Consider the following 19356-nt stretch of genomic DNA (forward strand, 5'->3'; position numbering starts at 1 on the left):
GCCGGCCCGGGCGGGCGGAGCCGGCCCCCGGCGCGTCGGTTGCGGGCGGACGCTGCGCTTTGCGCAGTGATGACGCAAATGGTTCGTTTTTTTGGATTGAGCAATCCAGTGCATCAATCGCGGAACGCCGGATCGCCATGCCCGCGGCACGCGGCGACGCGGACGGAGGCCGCCCGCGCCGCGCCGGGCTCAGTTCGTGGTGATGCCGGCCGCCTTGATCACCGGCACCCACTTGTCCATCTCGGCCTTGTGGTAGGCCGTGAAGCCGGCCGGCGTCTGGTGGGCGGCCGGCGGGATCTCCTGGGCGATCTCGCCGTAGCGCGCCTTGGTCTTGGGATCGGCCAGTGCCTCGCGCACCGCCGCGCCGAGCTTCTCCAGGATCTCCGGCGGCGTGCCCTTCGGGGCCCACAGGCCCTGCCACACCGAGACGTGGAATCCGGGCAGGCCGGCCTCGTCGACGGTCGGCAGGTCGGGCAGGACGCCGAGCCGGGTCGGCGACGTCACCGCATAGGCCTTGACGGTGCCGGCACGGATCTGCGGCAGCGCTCCCGAGGTCTGCTCGATCATGGTGTCGAGATGGCCGGCGACCACGTCCTTGAGGCCGGGTGCCGAGCCGCGATACGGCACGAACTGGAACTTGACGCCGATGCGGTCCTGGAAGGTGAGGCCGGAGACGTGGCCGGGCGCGCCGACGCCGCCGGTCGCCATGGTCGGGCCGGGCTGGCTCTTCAGCCAGGCGATCAGGCCTTTCAGGTCGGTCGCCGGCACGTCCTTCTTGGACAGGATGATCTGCGGACCCGAGGCGAGCTGGGCGATCGGCGCGAAATCGGCGAACAGGTCGTGATTGAGGTTCGGATAGATGCCGGCGTTGACGACATAATGGTTCCAGCCGCCGATGCCGAGCGTGTAGCCGTCCGGCTGGCTGCGCGCGACGCGGCCGGTGCCGATGGTGCCGGAGGCGCCGCCGACATTCTCGATCACGATGGTGGCGCCGCCGAGCGCCGTCGCCATGCGCTCGGTGACGATGCGGGCGATGGTGTCGGTGGGACCGCCGGCGCTCGCCGCGACGATGACGGTGACGGGACGGCTCGGATAGGTCTCGGCGGAAGCGCCCTGCGCGAGGACGACGCCGGCCGCGCAGGCGGCCAGAAGCAGCACAGACTTCATGTCGCAAGCTCCGTGTCGACGGAAGAGGCCGATGGCGAGACGGGAATGGAGAGACCGAGGTCGGTCGTGAGGCGGGCGAAGCCTAGCATGCCCGCGGCCGGTGGGAAGACGCCCATGCAGCGCCGAATGGTCGCGACGTGATTTGTTTGTTCCGCCGCGGCGCACGCGCTGCAGCGCGACATCGATGCTGCGCGGCAGCAGAGCATCCGCACACGTGATCACGTCCGCCACGGCCCGGCTCGTCCGTCCACTTTGCATGCAAGGACGCTCGGGACGGTCCGGCGGCACTCTCCGGCTTCGGCCGAGGCGGCCGCCAAGATCCCCGGCCCGGCTGGACGGGCCGGGGCGAGGCCTCCATGCGCTCCGCTGCGCCCCGCACACGCGGCCGCCCGGGCGGCAGATTCGGCTTTTCTCGCGCTGCACACCGACTATGATGCCGGCCGGTTCCGCCGTTTCATTGCCCGACCCGGTCGCTGCCATGGCCTCGAAGCTCGACGACCTCCTCCCGGCGATCGTCGCCGCCAAGGATGCCGGCCTGACGCTCGGCAGGATCAAGGGCAAGTTCGTCGGCAGCGGCAGACGCGGCGCCGCCGAGCGCGAGGCGGCGTTGCGCGACCGGCTCGCCGCGCTGGCGCGCGAGGGGGCGATCTGGGGCCCGGTCCGGCACGGCGGCACCCAGTACTGGTTCGGCAGCGGCCAGGGTCCCTCGATCGAGACCGCGAGCGCGATCCTGGTCCGGCTCGTGCTCCAGTCGGGCACCAAGCTGCTGTCCCGGCCCGGCCTCGAGAAGAAGGTCACGGGACTGCACCGGCGGTACTTCGCCGACGCGATCAAGCACGCGGTTGCGCGCCGCGAGATCGTCGAGCTCGGTTGCGGGACGTCCAGGTACTACCTCCACCGCGACGTCGCGGCGGACCGTTTCGGCCTGGAGGCGGCGGACGACGGCGCGCCTGCGCCGAACGCATCGGCCGCGGCGCCCGCCGCGCCGGCCCCGACCGCCGTGTCGGCCGCGGCAGCGGCGCCGCAGCAGCTCGACCTCGCGGCGCTGCTGCCGGCCTATCGGCGGCTCAAGGCCGAGCAGGGCGGCTTCTCGGCGGTCAAGATTCTCGATCTGCAGACTGCGCTGGGCGCGCCGCGCGAGGCGCTGCACGCGCTGCTGCTCGCCGAGGCCAAGGCGGGCCGGATCTCGATCCATCCGACCACCTCGGTCGAGCTTCCCGCCGCCGTGATCGAGGCCGGCATCCGCCTGCCCGGCTTCGCCGAGCCCTTCGTCACCGTCGTCGTAAAGGACGACCGATGACGAAGACCTTCGCCGAGCTCGCCGTGAACCCGTTCGAGGACGACGTGGTCCGCGAGCCACGCGAGGTCTCGTTCTCGGTTCGCGGCCTCAACGACGCGCCGCTGAGCCGCCTGCACCGCGAGTTCTCGGCGCTCGACGGCGGCCCGCCGCCGCGCCGGCCGACGAGCCCCAAGAAGGCCCAGCTCGTCGTCTCGCCGGACCGCGGCTACGGCAAGTCGCACCTGCTCGGCCGCCTGTTCGCCAGGCTCGGGCGGCGCGCCACCAAGGTGTATCTGCGGCCGTTCCAGGATCCCTACAAGGCGTGGCACTCGATCCTGCTGCTCACCCTCCAGGAGCTGGAGCAGCCGGACGAGGCGCGCAGGGGGGCGCCGCGCCAGATCGAGTCGCTCGCGGTCGGCACCCTCGCCCATGTGGCGGCAGACTTCGTCGCCGACCTCCCGGGCTACAAGGACGCAGACGGCGCGGTCTCCTTCCTGCGCAAGCTCGGGGCCGAGGCGGCCCTGCCCGACGAGAAGACGCGGCCATGGTTCGAATGGCTGAGCGGCCGCATCCTCGATCCGCGCGACATCGGAAAGCTCTCCGCCCGGCTGCATCTGCGCGGGATCGATCTCGACGGGCGCGAGCAGGCCTGGCTGATCGTCCTGGCGGCGATCGCGCTCGACGAGCGCCACGGCGAAGGCCGCCGCACCGCGCTCAAATGGCTGCGGGCCGAGCCGCTCGAGGTCGACGAGGTCGAGTTCCTCGGACTGTCCGCCGCCGACAACGAAGGCCGCGGCGACTCGACCGCGCAGGAGATCAACGACCTCAGCTTCCGCCGCCTGCAGGGGCTCTGTCAGCTCGCCTGCTACTATCGGCCGTTCCTGTTCTGCTTCGACCAGACCGAGTTCTACGCCAGCGACCCGGCCCTGATCCGAACGCTCGGCAACTGCATCGACCAGCTCTATGTCGACCTGCGCAACCACCTCACGGTGATCACGGCCAACCAGGAGAACTGGGCGACCGAGATCCTGCCTCGCATCGCACAGCCGCAACGGGACCGGCTGTCTCCGATCGTCGAGCTGGAGGGGATCAAGCTGGACGGGGCGCGCGAGCTGGTTCTCGCGCGGCTGCAGGACCACGACCTGGACGAGGCGGAGATCGCGCGCTTCTTCGCCGACGGCTGGCTCGAGTCTGTCTTCGATCCGGTGCCGCAGCTCGGCGTGCGGGCCCTGCTGATCCGCGCGGCCGACCGTTTCCGAGCGCTCGCGTCCCCGCAGGACGAACGCGGCAAGCCGCCATCCCCGCCGCCGCCTCTCGACGACCTGTTCCTCCTGCAGGTCAACGACGTCCGCTCCAAGCAGGCGCTCATCGCCTACAGCCCGGACGCGCTGATGTGGTTCGTCAAGGACGTCGGCAAAGGCCAGCCGGGCGTCACGGTCAGCCGGCCGGCGCATCGCCGCTACGTCACGGTCGAGTGGGCCTGGCCGGACCGCTCGGTGTTCTTCGCCTTCGAGGGCGGCGACCACTGGCACCGCTGGGGCAGCATCGCCAAGGAGGCGCAGGACCTCGCCGACGCCATCCCGGGCCGCACCGTGCTGACCTACGTGTTCCGCACGCCCGATCTGCCGAAGGTGCCGCGGCCCACCTGGAAGGCCGTCAACCAGGTGATCGAGGCGGCCGAGCGGAAGGGCTTCGCCATCGTCGAGCTGACCCTCGACCAGGTCTGCGCCCTGCATGCGGCGCGCGAGCTCTACTCCAACGCGCTCCAGGGCAACATCCCGTACTCGGGCGCCGAGACGCTGGCCTTCCTGCAGCAGCGCTTCGCGGCCGAGCTCGCCGAGCTGGCGGAGCGCCCGCCGGCCCCGCAGGGGGCGGGCCTCGGCGCGACCCGGCACGATCCGGCGCGTCCGGCCTCCCGCCCGAGCCCCGCTGCCGGGCCGGCGCGACAGGCCTCCGCGGTGAACGGTCACGAGACACCCGCTCTGCCGCACGCGCTCGATCCGGCGCGGCTGCGCATCGTGCTCGACACGGTGCGGGAGCAGCGCATCGTCGACATCGCCGCGGTGCTCGACCGGCTCGGCGACGAGCGCCTGCGCGATCCGCTGCTGCGCAGCGTCGAGGCGCATCCGAACCTGAAGGCGCATCCGGGGCCCCGAACCATCTTCCTGCAATGGCGCATCACACCCTGACGGCGAGCGAGCTGACGGCCGCCGTCCTCGACCCGGACTGGCGGGCGCGATGGTGCGCCGGCGAGCGGCCCTCGACCCGCAGCTTCGCGCCGCCCGGCACGCCGCGGGCGATGAGCCTGCGCTTCCACAAGGAGGCCGAGGCGCTGGTGCGCTGGCTGACGGCGCCCGCCAGCCTCGCCGCGGCGGCCCGCCTCGACACCGCCGACTCGCTGCTCGACCATCTGTGGGCGAGCTCGCTGCAGGCCGTCACCGACAAGCTGTTCGAGAAGGGCCGCGGCGAGGAGGCGCAGCTGTTCACGGCCCGCCTGCGCACCTTCTGCACACGGCTGATCGACCTGCGGCGACGCGCGACGCACTTCGAGAACTGGCAGGACGTGTTCGTCGGCGCCGAGCAGGAGCTCGCCCGCATTCCGGTGCGGATCGGCGACGACACGGTCGAGGTCAGGGCCCGGGTCGACGCCATCCGCATCCATCCCGAGCGGCATCTCGAGGTCGTCGACTACAAGCTCTCGCAGGGCGACCGCCAGCGGGCCGACCTGGTCCAGCTCGCCATCTACGCGCATCTGCTGCCGATCTGGCGGCCGGGCTGCGGCTTCTCCGGCACGCTCGAATACTACCTGCCGGATTTCGGCGAGGTGCCGGTCTCTCGCGACGACCTCGCTGACATCTTCTCCGGCATGGTCGCGCCGGTGCTGCGCGAGATGTTCCCGTCCGCCCGCCCGGCGACCGCGGCGGGCGCCGCGCCGACGGCGGCCCCCGCCTCCGGGCCGGCCGCGGCGCACTCCGATCCGGGCGCGGTCGGCCGTGCCGTCGTCGCGGCTTTCCGCGGCTTCAATCTGGAGGTCGAGGTCGCCGGCGTGATCGAGGGACCGCAGCTCGTCCGCCTGCGCCTCGCCCCGGCTCCCGGCGTGAAGGTGTCGTCGCTGGCCAACCGGGCCGAGGATCTGCAGATCCCGCTGTCGCTTTCGGTGCCGCCGCTGATCCGGGCCGGCAAGGGCCACGTGATTCTCGACCTGCCGCGGCCGGAGCCGAAGCCGTGCCTGCTGAAGGAGGCGCTCGCCGGGCGCCTCGCGGCCACGCTGAAGAGCCCTGTCGCGTTCCCGATCGGAATCGGGGTGGAGGGCGATCCGGTGGTCGCCGACTTCGCCGATCCCAACACCTGCCACGCGCTGGTCGCCGGCTCGACCGGCTCGGGCAAGAGCGAGTGGCTCAAGGCGCTGGTGGCGAGCCTGGTGCTGCGCAACACGCCGGCGCAGGTGCGCATCGCCCTGATCGATCCCAAGATCCTCACCTTCGCCGGGGTCGAGGACAGCCCCTGGCTGTGGCGCCCGCCGGCGACCACGCTCGCCGACGCGATGGCGATCCTGCGCGCCGCGACCGCCGAGATGGACGCGCGCTACCAGCGCCTCAAGCGCGGCGGCTTCGCGAATCTCGCCGAGCGCATCGCCGCCGGCGAGACCGACATCCCGTTCCTGGTGCTGATCTTCGACGAGTTCGCCGACCTCGTCCTCGCCGGCCGCGACGAGAAGCGGGAGTTCGAGGCGCTGGTCGCCCGCCTCGCCGGCATGGGCCGGGCCGCCGGCATCCACCTGGTGCTGGCGACGCAGCGCCCGGACCGGACGATCGTCACCGGCCTGGTCAAGGCGAACCTGCCGCTGAAGGTGTGCCTGAAGGTCGCCAACGCCGTGAACGCCCTGATCGTCCTCGACGAGCCCGGCGCCGAGAGCCTCTACGGCAAGGGCGACCTCCTCTGCGACTTCGGCAAGGGTCTGGTGCGGGCGCAGGGCCTGTTCGTCCCGCAGGCCGAGTTCCTGGCGGCGGTGGCGCCGCCGCGGCGGGGCGGGCGCCGGGGCTGAGGCGCGCGCGGTCGGCCGGACGGGCTTGCCGCGGCGGCGGGGCTCGGCCACAGTGCCGCCGTCCGGGACGCCGCCCCACCCGGTTCTCCCCCACGGCGGCAGCGGCGCGCGCGCCGGCGCCCCCGAAGTTCGCAAGGCACGCGCGTGGCTCCTTCCCCCGGCGAGTTCGAAGCCCCCCACCGGCTGCGGGCGCTGGTCCGCTCGCGCGAGACCGCCCTCGTCGTGCTCGGCGCCGCGGTCGGGGCGATCGCCGGCCTGGTGGTCACGGCGATGAGCGCGGCCGTCGACCTGCTGCACGCGCTGCTGTTCGGCATCCCGTCCGGAACCCGGCTGTCGGCCTCCTGGTCGGTCGACGCCGTCGCGGCCCTGACGGTGCCGTGCCTCGGCGGGCTGGCGTTCGGCGTCGTCTCGGCCCTCGTCGCGGCGCGGCGGCCGCAGCGCGAGGTCGACCCGATCGAGGCCAACGCCTTGCACGGCGGCCGCATGTCGCTGGTCGGCAGCGTGGTGGTCGCGATCAAGACCGTGTGGTCGAGCGGGGTCGGCGCCTCGGTCGGGCTGGAGGCCGGCTACACCCAGCTGGCGAGCGGGATCGCCTCGCGCATCGGCATCGCCTTCCGACTGCGCCGCGGCGACCTGCGCGTGCTGGTCGGCTGCGGCGCCGCCGGGGCCATCGCCGGCGCCTTCGCGGCGCCGCTCGCCGGCGCCTTCTACGCCTTCGAGCTCGTGATCGGGACCTACTCGGTGGCGGGCCTCGCCCCGATCGCCACCGCGGCCGTGGTTGGCTACGCGGTCGCCGGCGCGATCGCGCCGACCCATATCGGCATCGTGGCGCCGCAGGCGGCCGCGGTCGCCCCGCACGAGCTGCTGCTCGCCGTGCTGATCGGGCTCGCCATGGCCGCGCTCGGCATCGCCGTGATGCGGGGCGTGGCCGCCATCGAGGCGGTGTTCGCCCGCCTGCTGCGGCCGGCGCTGCGCCCCTGCCTCGGCGGCCTCGTGGTCGGCGCGCTCGCGCTGGTGACCCCGCAGGTGCTTTCCTCGGGTCACGGCGCGCTGCATCTGGTCGGAATCCTGGACCTGCCGCTGAAGACCGTGGCGCTCGTCCTGGTCCTCAAGATCGTCGCCTCGGCGGTGTCGCTCGGCTCCGGATTTCGCGGCGGTCTGTTCTTCGCGTCGCTCCTGATGGGCGGGCTCGCCGGCCAGCTGTTCGCCGGCCTGCTCGGCACCGCCTTCCCGGGCATGTCCATCGATCCCAACGTCTGGTCGGTCGTCGCCATGAGCGCGCTCGCCGCCACGGTGGTCGGCGGCCCTCTCACCATGACCTTCATCGCGCTCGAATCGACCGGCGACCTGTGGCTCACGGTGGCCGTGCTGGTCGCCGTCATCGTCGCCGCGCAGGTGACGCGCGAGCTGTTCGGCTACTCGTTCGCGACCTGGCGGTTTCACCTGCGTGGCGAGACCATCCGCAGCGCCGCCGACGTCGGCTGGATGCGCGACCTCACCGTCGGCCGGATGATGCGGGACGCCCGCACCATCCCGGCCGACGCGACGGTCGCGGACCTGCGCCGCGCCTATCCGCTCGGCTCCACCGGCCAGGTGGTCGCGGTCGACCAGGGCGACGTCTACGCCGGCCTGGTGATCGTGCCGGAGGCGCACGCGCCGGAGCGCGCCGAGACGGAGCCGGTGCGCGCCCTCGCGCGGTTCAAGGAGGAGATGCTGTCGCGGACCATGACGGCCAAGCAGGCCGCCGCGGTGTTCGAGCGCACCGAATCGGAGGCGCTGGCCGTGGTCGAGTCGGCCGAGAGCCGGAAGGTGGTCGGCCTGCTCACCGAGTCCTACATGCTGCGCCGCTACTCGGCCGAGCTCGAGCGCCGCCGCCAGGAGATGCTCGGCGAGGGGTGATCCCCCCTATCCCACCGCCGCCGCGTCGCCGGCGAGCGGGCCCGGGACCCGCTCCGGGCGCGGCGCGAAGGGCTGCAGCAGGGCGCGCTTGATGGTGGCGATGCGGGTCGGCGAGGTGATGCGGGCGCCCATCAGGTCGGTGACGTAGAACACGTCGACGGCGCGCTCGCCGAAGGTCGCGACATGCGCCGAGGTGATGTTGAGGTTGAGCTTCGAGAGCGTCGAGGTGAGCTCGTAGAGCAGGCCCGGCCGGTCGAGGCCGGAGACCTCGACCACCGTGTAGCGGTGCGACCACTGATTGTTGACCGACACCTCGGGCTCCACCCGGAAGGCGCGGATGCGCCCCTTGCCGGGCTGGCGCTTGGCCAGCATGTCGGGCACCTTCATGTCGCCGCGCAGGGCCTTCTCGATCGCCTCGGTGATGCGCCCGGCGCGGCGCGCCTCGTCGTCGTCGCGGTCGAACTCGCGCGACACCGAGATGGTGTCGAGCGCCAGCCCGTCGGTGGTCGTGTAGATCTGCGCGTCGACGATGTTGGCGCCGGCCGAGGCGCAGGCGCCGGCGATCACCGACAGGAGCCACGGATGGTCGGGCGCCAGCACGGTGAGCACCGTGACGCCGCGGCTCTGGTCGAACGAGAACTGGGTGGCGAGCGGCAGGCCGGCCGCCTCGGTCTCCCGCACGAAGCGGGCGTGGCCGATCTGCGCGGCGAGATCCACCTTGAGCCAGTAGGCCGGGTAGTGGCGGCCGATATAGGTCTCGACCTGCTCGGCCGGCCAGTCGCCGACCTGGGCGAGCTCGCGGCGGAACGCCGTCTGGGCGGCGGAGACGCGCTGGGCGCGGTTGACCTCCGAGAAGCCGCCGGTGAGGGCCGGCTCGGCCTCGTAGTAGAGGGCGCGGAGGAGCTGCGACTTCCACGAGTTCCACACGCCGGGGCCGACCGCCTTGATGTCTGCCGTGGTCAGCATGGTGAGCAGCTTCATACGCTCAAGCGACTGCACGATCTGCACGAAGTTCTCGATGGTGCGGCGGTCAGAGAGGTCGCGCGACTGCGCGATGGTCGACATCACGAGGTGATACTCGACCAGCCATGCCACCGTCTCGGTGTCGGCGGCCGAGAGGCCGAAGCGCGGGCAGAGGTGCCGGGCGATCTTGGCGCCGGCCACCGAGTGGTCCTCGGGCCGCCCCTTGGCGATGTCGTGCAGGAACAGCGCGACGTACAGCAGGTCGCGGTGCTCCGGCTGGATGGTGCGCATCAGCTCGTTGGAGAGGCCGTACTCCTCGCTCTGCCCGGACTCGATCTCGGCCAGCACGCCGATGCAGCGCAGCAGGTGCTCGTCCACCGTGTAGTGGTGGTACATGTTGAACTGCATCATCGAGACGACGCGGCCGAACTCCGGCACGAAGCGGCCGAGCACGCCGGCCTCGTTCATCCGGCGCAGCACGATCTCGGTGTCGTTGCGGCCGGTGAGGATCTCGAGGAAGAGCCGGTTCGCCTCCGGGTCGGCCCGCACGTGCTTGTCGATCAGCTTGAGCGAGCGGGTCGCGGTGCGCATCGCGTCCGGATGGAAGGCGAGGCTGTGCCTCTGGGCGAGATGGAAGATGCGGATCAGGTTCTTGGGGTCGCGCGAGAAGACGTCCGGATCGGCGATGTTGATGCGGTTGTTGTCGACGATGAAGTCGTCGCTCTCGCGCAGCGTCCGCTGCGGCCGCGGGCGCAGCCGGTTGACGAAGCGGTTGAGCATCGGCACGTCCTTCTGGTGCCGGCTCTCCAGCCCGGCACAGAGGATCGCGGTGAGGTCGCCGACGTCCTTGGCGATCAGGAAGTAGTGCTTCATGAATCGCTCGACGTCCTGCATGCCGGGATGCTCGGTGTAGCCGAGCCGCACGGCGAGATCGCGCTGGATGTCGAAGGACAGCCGCTCCTCGGCGCGGCCGGTGACGAAGTGCATGTGGCAGCGCACCGACCAGAGGAAGTCCTCGCAGCGCTGGAACAGCTTGTATTCCTGGCGGTCGAACACGTCGCGCTCGACCAGCTCCTCGGGCGTGTGCACCCGGTAGACGTACTTGGCGATCCAGAACAGCGTGTGCAGGTCGCGCAGGCCGCCCTTGCCGTCCTTGACGTTGGGCTCGACCAGATAGCGCGACTGGCCGACGCGCTTGAGCCGGTCCTCGCGCTCGGCCAGCTTGGCAGCGACGAATTCCGGGCCGGTGTTCTGCACCACCTGCTTGTCGAAGCGCGTCACCAGCTCGTCGTAGAGCGACTGCTCGCCGAACAGGAAGCGCGCTTCGAGGATCGCGGTGCGGATGGTCATGTCGGCCTTGGCCTGGCGCACGCTCTCGTCGATCGAGCGCGTCGCGTGGCCGACCTTTAGGCCCATGTCCCACAGGCAGTAGAGGATCGCCTCGGCGATCGACTCGCCCCAGGCGGTCTGCTTGTAGGGGAGCAGGAACAGGAGATCGATGTCGGAGCCGGGCGCCATCAGGCCGCGGCCGTAGCCGCCGGTGGCGATCACGGCCATGTGCTCCGAGTCGGACGGGTTCTGGGTCGCGTAGAGGTGGGTCGACGCGAACTGGTAGAGCAGCGCGATGATGGCGTCCTGCATCTCGCACAGGCGCTCGGCGCAGCGTCGCCCGTGCTTGTCCGCCAGCAGGAGCTGCTCGGCCCTGGCGCGCCCTTCGGTCACCACGGTCTTGAGACGCTGCGCCACGGCGGTGCGCAGCTCGCGCTCCCGCCCCGGATACTCGTGGGCGAGCCGGTCGAGGTCGGCCGCGACGGCCTCCACGTCGAACAGCTCGCAGGCGGGGCGGAGCGGCCGGTCCATCACGTCGGTCATGACGCCTGGATAGCGAACCCGGCGCATCGTGTCACGGCCGCCGTTGCGGCACCGCGGGAACGCCCTTCTGCCGCGGGACGGCGACGGAGAACGCCATGCTCCGAACCCGTAAATACTAGAAATTCCTGTGATATTGACGATCTCGCCGGGTTTTGTCAGGTTTTTTCCGCATCCCGCCGGCCGGTTCGCCCGGGCTGCGCCTTCTGAAAGTCTTCCGACAACAGGGCCGCGAACATGCGTTCGACCGGCCGTCCCCGAACGCGCGGAGGTGTCCCATGCCGTCGCTGTCGCGCCGTGCCGCGACCGGCCTTCTGGCCGGTGCCCTCGTCCTGCCGCTCGCCGGGCCCGCCGGGCCGGCGCACGCGGCCGACAAGCCCCGTGACATCCGGCTCGACTGGGCGACCTACAATCCGGTGTCCCTGGTGCTCAAGGACAAGGGCCTGCTGGAGAAGGAGTTCGCCAAGGACGGCATCGCCATCCGCTGGGTGCAGACGCTCGGCTCCAACAAGGCGCTGGAGTTCCTCAACGCCGGCTCGATCGACTTCGGCTCCACGGCGGGCTCGGCCGCCCTGGTGGCGCGGATCAACGGCAACCCGATCAAGTCGATCTACGTCTACTCGCGGCCGGAATGGACCGCCCTGGTCATCCGCAAGGATTCTTCCGTCGCCTCGGTGAAGGACCTGAAGGGCAAGCGGGTGGCGGTGACGCGCGGCACCGACCCGCACATCTTCCTGGTCCGCGCGCTGCTCGACGCCGGCCTGACCGAGCGCGACATCACCCCGGTGCTGCTGCAGCACCCGGACGGCAAGACGGCGCTGATCCGCGGCGACGTCGACGCCTGGGCCGGGCTCGACCCGATGATGGCACAGGCCGAGGTGGAGGACGGCGCGAAGCTCCTCCTCCGCAACAAGGAGGCCAACACCTGGGGCATCCTCAATGTCCGCGAGGCGTTCCTGAAGGACCATCCCGAGCTGGTGCAGCGCGTGCTCGCCGTCTACGAGGAGGCACGCAGGCAGGCGCTGGCCGATCCCGAGGGCCTGCGCAAGACCTTCGCCGCGGTGACGAAGCTGCCCGAGACGGTGGTGAAGAAGCAGCTCGAGGAGCGCACCGAGCTGACCCACAGCCGCATCGGCGCGGCGCAGCGCTCCTCGATCCTGGCGGCTGGTCTCGCCCTGCAGCAGGCCGGCGTGATCGCCGCCTCGGTGGACGTGACGGCGACCGTCGATGCGCTGATCGACGGCCGTCTCGCGACGGCCGGCAATTGATCCGGCTGCGGCGCCTGCCCCGATGACCGCCGACGCCGACACCCTGCGGATCGCCGCGCCGGCCCAGGCCGGCGCCTCCGGGCGCCCGCGCCGAAAGGAGGGGCGCCGGCGCTGGCGCGGCGTCGCGCTCGGCCTCGCCGGGCCGGTCGCCGCCGCCGCCGGCTGGGAGCTCGCCGTCCGCGCCGGATTGTCCGATGGCCGGCTGGTGCCGCCGCCCTCGCGCATCGCCGAGACCTTCGCGGATCTCGCCGCCACGGGCGAGCTCGCCCGTCACACCGTCGCGACGGTGCTGCGGGTCGCCGCCGGCTTCGGCCTCGGCGCGCTGGCCGGCACCCTGATGGGCGCGATCGCCGGCCATTCGGGGCTCGCGCGCTCGCTGGTCGACCCCACGCTGCAGGCCCTGCGCGCCATCCCGTCGATCGCATGGGTGCCGCTGTTCATCCTGTGGCTCGGCATCTTCGAGGCCTCGAAGGTGGCACTGATCGCCGTCGGGGTGTTCTTCCCGGTCTATCTCGGCGTGATGGGCGCGATCCTCTCGGTGGACCGCAAGATCGTCGAGGTCGGCCGCATCTTTCGCCTGTCCGGGCCCGCCATGGTGCGGCGAATCCTGCTGCCGGCCGTGCTGCCGGGCTATGTGGTGTCGCTGCGCGCCGGCCTCGGGCTCGGCTGGATGTTCGTCGTCGCGGCCGAGTTCATGGGCGCGAGCGAGGGGCTCGGCTACCTGCTGGTCGACGGCCAGCAGCTCGGCAAGCCTGCCGAGATCGTCGCCGCCATCGTGGCGTTCGCCGTCATCGGCAAGACCACGGACTGGCTCCTCGTCGCCGCCACGGCGCCCTTCCTGCGCTGGGAGGACGTGGTGGCGCAGGGCGAGACGGGGTGAGGTTTTATCCCTCTCCCCTCGCGGGAGACGGAAGAAAACTGCCGCCGCATCACGCAGCCCGGTGAGCCACCCATGCTGATCCTGAAAGACCTCGGCAAGACCTACGTCAACGGCGTTCGGGCGCTCGATGCGGTGTCGCTCGACGTGCCGCCCGGCGAGATCGTGGCGGTGGTGGGCGGCTCGGGCTGCGGCAAGTCCACGCTGCTGCGGCTCGTCTCCGGGCTCGACCGGCCGACCGACGGCGGCGTCGTGTTGGACGGAGACGAGATCACGGCGCCGCACGAGCGAATCGGGATGGTGTTCCAGGAGCCGCGGCTGCTGCCGTGGCTCACCGTCGCCGGCAATGTCGGCTTCGGCCTCGCGGCGCTCGCCGCCGGCGAGCGCGACCGGCGGGTCGCGGCGCAGCTCGCCCGCGTCGGCCTCGCCGACAAGGCGGCGGTGTGGCCGCGCGAGCTGTCGGGCGGGCAGGCGCAGCGGGTGGCACTGGCCCGCGCGCTGGTGACCCGGCCCGAGGTGCTGCTGCTCGACGAGCCGTTCTCGGCGCTCGATGCCTTCACCCGGGCGGATCTGCAGGACCATCTGCTCGACCTGTGGCACGACGCCGAGCCGACCCTCGTCGTCGTCACCCACGACGTCGACGAGGCGATCGCGCTCGCCGACCGCATCGTCGTGATGCGGCCGCGGCCGGGCCGCATCGCCGCCGAGATCGCCGTCGATCTTCCGCGCCCGCGCGATCGTGACTCGGCCGTGTGGGACGCCGTGAAGCGGCAGGTGCTCGCCGCCCTGAACGGTGCCCGCGAGGGCCGCCCGACCGCGACCGCCGAGGCCGCCGCGGCCTGGTGGTGAACGGCGCGCCGGCGCCGGAGCGGCGCTGTCACGCCCCGAAGACGACGCGGCGAAAACGGCGCAGCGCCACGGCGAAGTAGACCCCGCCGATCACCGCCACGGCGACCAGCGGCGGCCAGACCACCGTGGCGCCGGCGCCGCGATACAGCACCCCCTGCGCGAACGACACGAAGTGCGGGGTCGGCGAGATCGTCCACATCACCCAGCGCAGCCCCGCCGGCATGCTCTCCAGCGGCGTGGCGCTGCCGGAGAGGAGCTGCGTCACCAGCAGCACCGGAATGGCGAGCAGGCCGAACTGCCCCATGGTGTTGGCGATGGTGCCGAGCATGATGCCGAGCGCCGCCACCGTGAACACGTAGACGGCCGCCCCGGCCAGGAACAGCGGCAGCGAGCCGGCGATCGGCACGGCGAGCCCCCCTTGCACGACGAGGACGAGCGACAGGCCGGTGGCGACCAGCGTCACGAGGCCGTTGGCGAGGATCTTCGACAGCATGATCTCGCTCGGCACCACGGGCATGATCAGCAGGTGCTCGACCGTGCCCTGCTCGCGCTCGCGGATCAGCGCCGCCCCGGTGAGGATCACGGTGAGCATGGTGATGCTGTTGACCACCTGCATGACCGAGGTGAACCAGCTCGACTTCAGGTTCGGATTGAAGGTGGCGCGCACCACCACGTCGACCGGACTGGCCGCGGCGCCGTCGCGCCCGGCCAGGAACGACGCGACCTGGTCGGCGACGATGGTGCGGATGTAGGCCGAGCCGTTGCCGGCCTGGGTGATGGCGGTGGCATCGACGTTCACCTGCACGGCGGTCTTCCGCCCGGCCAGCACGTCGGCCTCGAAGCGCGGCGGGATCTCGACGACGAAGACGACCCGTCCGGCATCGAGCGCGCCGTCGATCTCGGCCGCGCCGATCTCGACGGCGGGCCGGAACAACGGCGGCGTGAGCCCGTCGGCGATGCGGCGCGACAGCGCGGAGCGGTCCTCGTCGACCACGGCGACGGCGAGGTTCGTCGCCTCGACCGAGGCGCCGGTCGCCACCGAGTAGACGTTGATGGTGAAGGCGTAGACGACGAGCAGCAGCATGATGGGGTCGGCCCGGATGCTGCGCAGCTCCTTGACGGTGAGGCGGAAGACGTTGGCGAGGCGCGCCGCGAGCCCGGTGCCGGCCGGCCGCTTCGAGACCGCCCTGGTTTCGCGCCCCATCTCACCGCTCCTGCTTCTGCAGGAAGGTCCGGGCGGCGATCAGATAGGCCACGCTGAACACCGCGAGCACCACCATCTGCGGCCATACCGCCGAAAAGCCGAGCGCCTTGGCGAAGGTGCCGACGCTGATCGGCTGATACCAGGCGGCCGGGAAGGCGAGGCCGAGCACCCGGGCGCCGCCCGATAGCGACGCCACCGGCACCAGCAGGCCCGAGAAGTTGACGGCCGGCACCACGGCCAGGATCGCGGTGGCGAACACGGCCGCGACCTGGGTGCGGGTGAAGGTCGAGACGAGCTGGCCGAAGCCCGTGGTGGCGAAGCAGTAGAGCAGCGTGCCGAGCGCCAGCGCCGCGAACGAGCCGGTCACCGGCACGCCGAACAGCGTGACGGCGAGGATCATCAGGGTGGCGAAGCTCGCCATGGCGACGGCGACATAGGGGAGCTGCTTGCCGACCAGGAACTCGACCTTGCCGGTCGGCGTCGCGCGGAAATTGGCGATCGAGCCGGTCTCCTTCTCGCGCACCACCGCGACGGCCGACATCACGGCCGGGATCAGGATCAGCATCAGGGCGATGATGCTCGGCACCATCGCGACGACGCTCTTGAAGGCCTGGTTGTAGCGGTACCGCACCTCGACATCGAGCGTGCTCGCCGACGCGTTGGGACCGGCGCGCTCGATCGCGCGCTGCTGCGCGTATTGGAGGGCGAGCCCGCCGACATAGCTGCGCGTCGTCTCGCCGCGGAACGGCATGGCGCCGTCGATCCAGACGCCGACCTCCGGCACCCGGCCGTTCTGCAGGTCGCGGCCGAAGCCCGGCGGAATCTCGACCACGAGCGCCAGCTCGCCGCGCCGCATGCGGTCGTCGAGCTCCGCCGTCGACGACACCGGCGGCCGCTCGGTGAAGTAGCGCGAGCCCGAGAAGCTCTCGAGCAGGGCGCGGCTCTCCGGCGTGCGGTCCTGGTCGAAGGCGGCCCATTTGAGGTTCTCGACGTCGAAGGAGATGCCCCAGCCGAACGCCATCATCAGCACGATCGGGCCGACCAGCGCGAAGACGAGCCGGATCGGGTCGCGCAGGAGCTCCATCGCCTCGCGCCGCGCATAGGCCCACAGCCGGCCGGGATCGAAGCGCTTCGGCACGGCAGCGGGGGCTTCGGCCGAGGCCACGCCGGCCGGCGTCGCCGGCACCGCGCTCTCCGTCTCGGCCGGCACCGCGCCGACGCCGCCCGCCTCGGCCAGATACGCGACGAACGCCTCCTCCAGGCTGCCACCGCCGCGCGCCGCGGCGAGTTCGGCCGGCGTGCCGACCGCCAGCACCCTGCCGGCATGCATCAGCGAGATGCGGTCGCAGCGCTCGGCCTCGTTCATGAAGTGGGTCGACAGGAAGATGGTGACGCCCTCGTCGCGCGACAGGTCGATCAGGGTGCGCCAGAAAGCGTCGCGGGCGATCGGGTCGACGCCGGAGGTCGGCTCGTCGAGGATCAGCAGCGGCGGCCGGTGCAGCACCGCGACGGCGAGCTGCAGGCGCTGCTTGATGCCGAGCGGCAGCGCGTCCGGCCGCTGGTCGGCCACCGCCTCCAGGTCGTAGCGGGCGAGCAGCTCGGCGATGCGCGGCGCGACCTCGGCCCGCGGCAGATGGTAGAGCCGGGCGTGCAGGTCGAGATTCTGCCGCACGGTCAGCTCGGCATAGAGCGAGAAGGCCTGCGACATGTAGCCGACATTGCGGCGCAGGCCGACATCGCCGGCCCCGATCGGCGCGCCGAACAGCTCCGCCCGCCCGTCGCTCGCCGGCAGCAGGCCGGTGAGCATCTTCATCGTCGTGGTCTTGCCGCAGCCGTTGGAGCCGAGGAAGCCGAAGATCTCGCCGCGACCGATGCGGAAGCTGACATGGTCGACGGCGACGAAGTCGCCGAAGCGCCGCGTCAGCCCCTCCGCCTCGATGGCGGGCGTCTCGTCGGCCGCGGCGACGCGCGGGCGCACCACCACGGGGGCGTGGCGGGCCCGCTTCTCGGCCGGCAGCAGCGCGATGAAGGCGCGCTCCAGCGATGTCTCGTCCGCCCGCGCCAGGATCTCGGCCGGGGCGCCGTGCGCGATCTCCCGGCCGTCGTCCATGGCGGCGAGCCAGTCGAACCGCGCCGCCTCCTCCATGTAGGCGGTGGCGACGAGCACGCTCATCTGCGGCCGGCGCGCCCGGATCGTGTCGATCAGCTCCCAGAACTGCCGGCGCGACAGCGGGTCGACGCCGGTGGTCGGCTCGTCGAGCACCAGGAGATCCGGGTCGTGCATCAGGGCGCAGCACAGGCTGAGCTTCTGCTTCATGCCGCCCGACAGCTTGCCGGCCGGACGCCCGACGAACGGATCGAGCCCGGTCGCGCGGGTGAGGTCGGCGATGCGGGTGCGCCGCTCCGCCTCGCTCTGGCCGAACAGGCGGCCGAAGAAGTCGACGTTCTCGAACACGCTGAGCGTCGGATAGAGGTTGCGGCCGAGCCCCTGCGGCATGTAGGCGATGCGGGCGCAGCTGGTGCGCCGGTGAACGGCGTCGGCCATGTCGCCGTCCAGCACCGTGACGGTGCCGGACTGGATTCGTCGCACCCCGGCGAGGAGCGCGAGGAGCGTGGACTTGCCGACGCCGTCCGGCCCGATGACCCCGACCATGCGGCCGGCCGGGATGTCGAGCGTGACGTCGGCGAGGGCGTCGACGGTACCGTAGCGGTGGCTCACCCCGTCGAGCCGGGCGACGCAGTCCCCGGTCATTTCGGCAGCTTCACGGCGAGGTCGCCGGGCCACGGGATCTTCGGGCTCGTGCGCACGAAGCCGATGCCGCGCACCCCGGTCTTCACCTGACGGTGGTACTTCTGCAGCACGTCGGGATCGACCTGGAGCTTGACCCGGAACATCAGCTTCTGGCGCTCCTCGGCGGTCTCCACGCTCTTCGGCGTGAACTGCGCCTCGGTGGCGACGAAGCTTACGGTGGCCGGGATCACGTATTCGGGGATCGGGTCGGCGACGATGCGGGCCTCGTCGCCGAGCGCCAGCTTTCCGGCATCCTCGGCCGGCAGGTAGACGGTGAGATAGACGTCCTTGAGATCCAGGATCGTAAGGACGCGCTGGCCGGCCGCCACCACCTCGCCGGCGCGGGCGAGCCGATACTGGACGCGGCCGCTGCGCGGCGACACCAGGACGAGGTCGACCAGGATCGCCTGCAGGCGCTGCACGTCGGCCTCGGCCACCTGGATGGCGAACTCGGCCTGGTCGCGCTGCGCCGTCGCGGCCCGCAGGGCGGCCTCGGCGGCGTCGGCCTTGTTCTGCCGCTGATCGACCGCCTGCTGGGCGATGTTGCCCTTGGCGAGCAGGCTGCGGCCGCGCTCGAGATCGGTACGGGTGAACTCGACGTCGCTCTTGCGCTGGGCGATGAGGGCGACCGCCTCGGCGAGCGCCTGCTTGGCGCGCAGCACCTGCGCCTGGGCGCCGCGCAGCTGCGCCTCGTATTCGGGCGCCGTGATGGTGGCCACCACCTGACCGGCCGTGACCTCGTCGCCCTCGTCGACCGTCACGCGGGCGAGCCGGCCCGGATACTTGGCCGCGACGTCGACCTGGGTGGCCTCGATGCGCCCGTTCGATTTGACGATGCCGGCCGGCAGCCGATTGCCCCGCAGCCGCGCGATCAGATCGCGGACCGCCGCCTCGGCGCGCGCCGCCGGGCCGGGCTCGGCCTCCTGGGCCGCCGCGATTCCATCGCCCCCTCCCGATGCGACGGCCAGAACGACGGCGAGCACGGCAGCGGCACGGACGAGCATCACGATCTCCCGGGAACGAACGCGCTCCCGGATCGACAACGGCACGCGATTCCGTCCCGGCTTGGATCATACGCCGTTTCGCCCGGCCTGTCCCGAAACGGCCCTGCGGCGGCCCCGCAGCCGGGCTGCGACGGGCGCCGC

At 71.8% G+C, this 19356-nt stretch carries 12 protein-coding genes; 7 read left to right on the top strand and 5 right to left on the bottom strand.

Annotated elements, in window-relative coordinates; translation table 11 throughout:
* Positions 1-189 precede the first annotated feature (189 nt).
* Positions 190-1167, bottom strand: a complete 978-nt coding sequence (locus J2S22_RS09170; protein WP_272779877.1) for a Bug family tripartite tricarboxylate transporter substrate binding protein — start codon at positions 1165-1167, stop codon at positions 190-192.
* A gap of 478 nt (positions 1168-1645) precedes the next feature.
* On the opposite strand from J2S22_RS09170, the gene J2S22_RS09175 reads away from it, so the two are divergent.
* The 4 genes from J2S22_RS09175 to J2S22_RS09190 all read left to right on the top strand — a co-directional run bounded on the left by J2S22_RS09175 (position 1646) and on the right by J2S22_RS09190 (position 8390).
* The gene (locus J2S22_RS09175) at positions 1646-2467 is read left to right on the top strand and encodes a hypothetical protein (protein WP_272779878.1); all 822 of its coding nucleotides are present in this window, start codon (positions 1646-1648) and stop codon (positions 2465-2467) included.
* Positions 2464-4635, top strand: coding sequence for a hypothetical protein (locus tag J2S22_RS09180; RefSeq protein ID WP_272779879.1), 2172 nt, complete (start codon positions 2464-2466; stop codon positions 4633-4635). Before J2S22_RS09175 ends, J2S22_RS09180 begins: the two co-directional genes overlap by 4 nt.
* A complete protein-coding gene (locus J2S22_RS09185; protein WP_272779880.1) occupies positions 4617-6491 on the top strand; it encodes a DNA translocase FtsK in 1875 nt (624 codons plus the stop codon). Before J2S22_RS09180 ends, J2S22_RS09185 begins: the two co-directional genes overlap by 19 nt.
* Before the next feature lie 144 nt (positions 6492-6635).
* Entirely contained in the window at positions 6636-8390 is a 1755-nt protein-coding gene (locus J2S22_RS09190) for a chloride channel protein (protein ID WP_272779881.1), read from the top strand.
* A 6-nt stretch (positions 8391-8396) separates the two neighbouring features.
* On the opposite strand, the gene J2S22_RS09195 is transcribed toward J2S22_RS09190, so the two are convergent.
* Positions 8397-11225 (bottom strand): [protein-PII] uridylyltransferase, encoded by a 2829-nt coding sequence (locus J2S22_RS09195; protein WP_370878191.1) that lies wholly within the window; start codon positions 11223-11225, stop codon positions 8397-8399.
* Positions 11226-11500: 275 nt separating this feature from the next.
* Between J2S22_RS09195 and J2S22_RS09200 the strand changes: the two genes are divergently transcribed.
* From J2S22_RS09200 to J2S22_RS09210, 3 genes are all read left to right on the top strand, one after another.
* On the top strand, positions 11501-12490 hold the full coding sequence (locus tag J2S22_RS09200) for an aliphatic sulfonate ABC transporter substrate-binding protein (RefSeq protein ID WP_272779882.1): 990 nt from the start codon (positions 11501-11503) through the stop codon (positions 12488-12490).
* A 22-nt stretch (positions 12491-12512) separates the two neighbouring features.
* Positions 12513-13370, top strand: coding sequence for an ABC transporter permease (locus tag J2S22_RS09205; RefSeq protein ID WP_272779883.1), 858 nt, complete (start codon positions 12513-12515; stop codon positions 13368-13370).
* 72 nt (positions 13371-13442) lie between these two features.
* Positions 13443-14216, top strand: a complete 774-nt coding sequence (locus tag J2S22_RS09210; protein WP_272779884.1) for an ABC transporter ATP-binding protein — start codon at positions 13443-13445, stop codon at positions 14214-14216.
* Between the two features lie 28 nt (positions 14217-14244).
* Here J2S22_RS09210 and J2S22_RS09215 read toward each other — a convergent pair whose 3' ends face one another.
* From J2S22_RS09215 to J2S22_RS09225, 3 genes are read right to left on the bottom strand one after another with little or no spacing between them, the layout of a single operon-like run.
* Entirely contained in the window at positions 14245-15420 is a 1176-nt protein-coding gene (locus J2S22_RS09215) for an ABC transporter permease (protein ID WP_272779885.1), read from the bottom strand.
* A gap of 1 nt (position 15421) precedes the next feature.
* On the bottom strand, positions 15422-18172 hold the full coding sequence (gene rbbA, locus J2S22_RS09220) for a ribosome-associated ATPase/putative transporter RbbA (RefSeq protein WP_272779886.1): 2751 nt from the start codon (positions 18170-18172) through the stop codon (positions 15422-15424).
* Positions 18169-19215, bottom strand: a complete 1047-nt coding sequence (locus J2S22_RS09225; RefSeq protein ID WP_272779887.1) for an HlyD family secretion protein — start codon at positions 19213-19215, stop codon at positions 18169-18171. Before J2S22_RS09225 ends, rbbA begins: the two co-directional genes overlap by 4 nt.
* Positions 19216-19356: the final 141 nt, after the last annotated feature.

This window comes from Rhodoplanes tepidamans (assembly GCF_030813915.1).
GTDB classification, from domain to species: Bacteria; Pseudomonadota; Alphaproteobacteria; order Rhizobiales; family Xanthobacteraceae; genus Rhodoplanes; species Rhodoplanes tepidamans.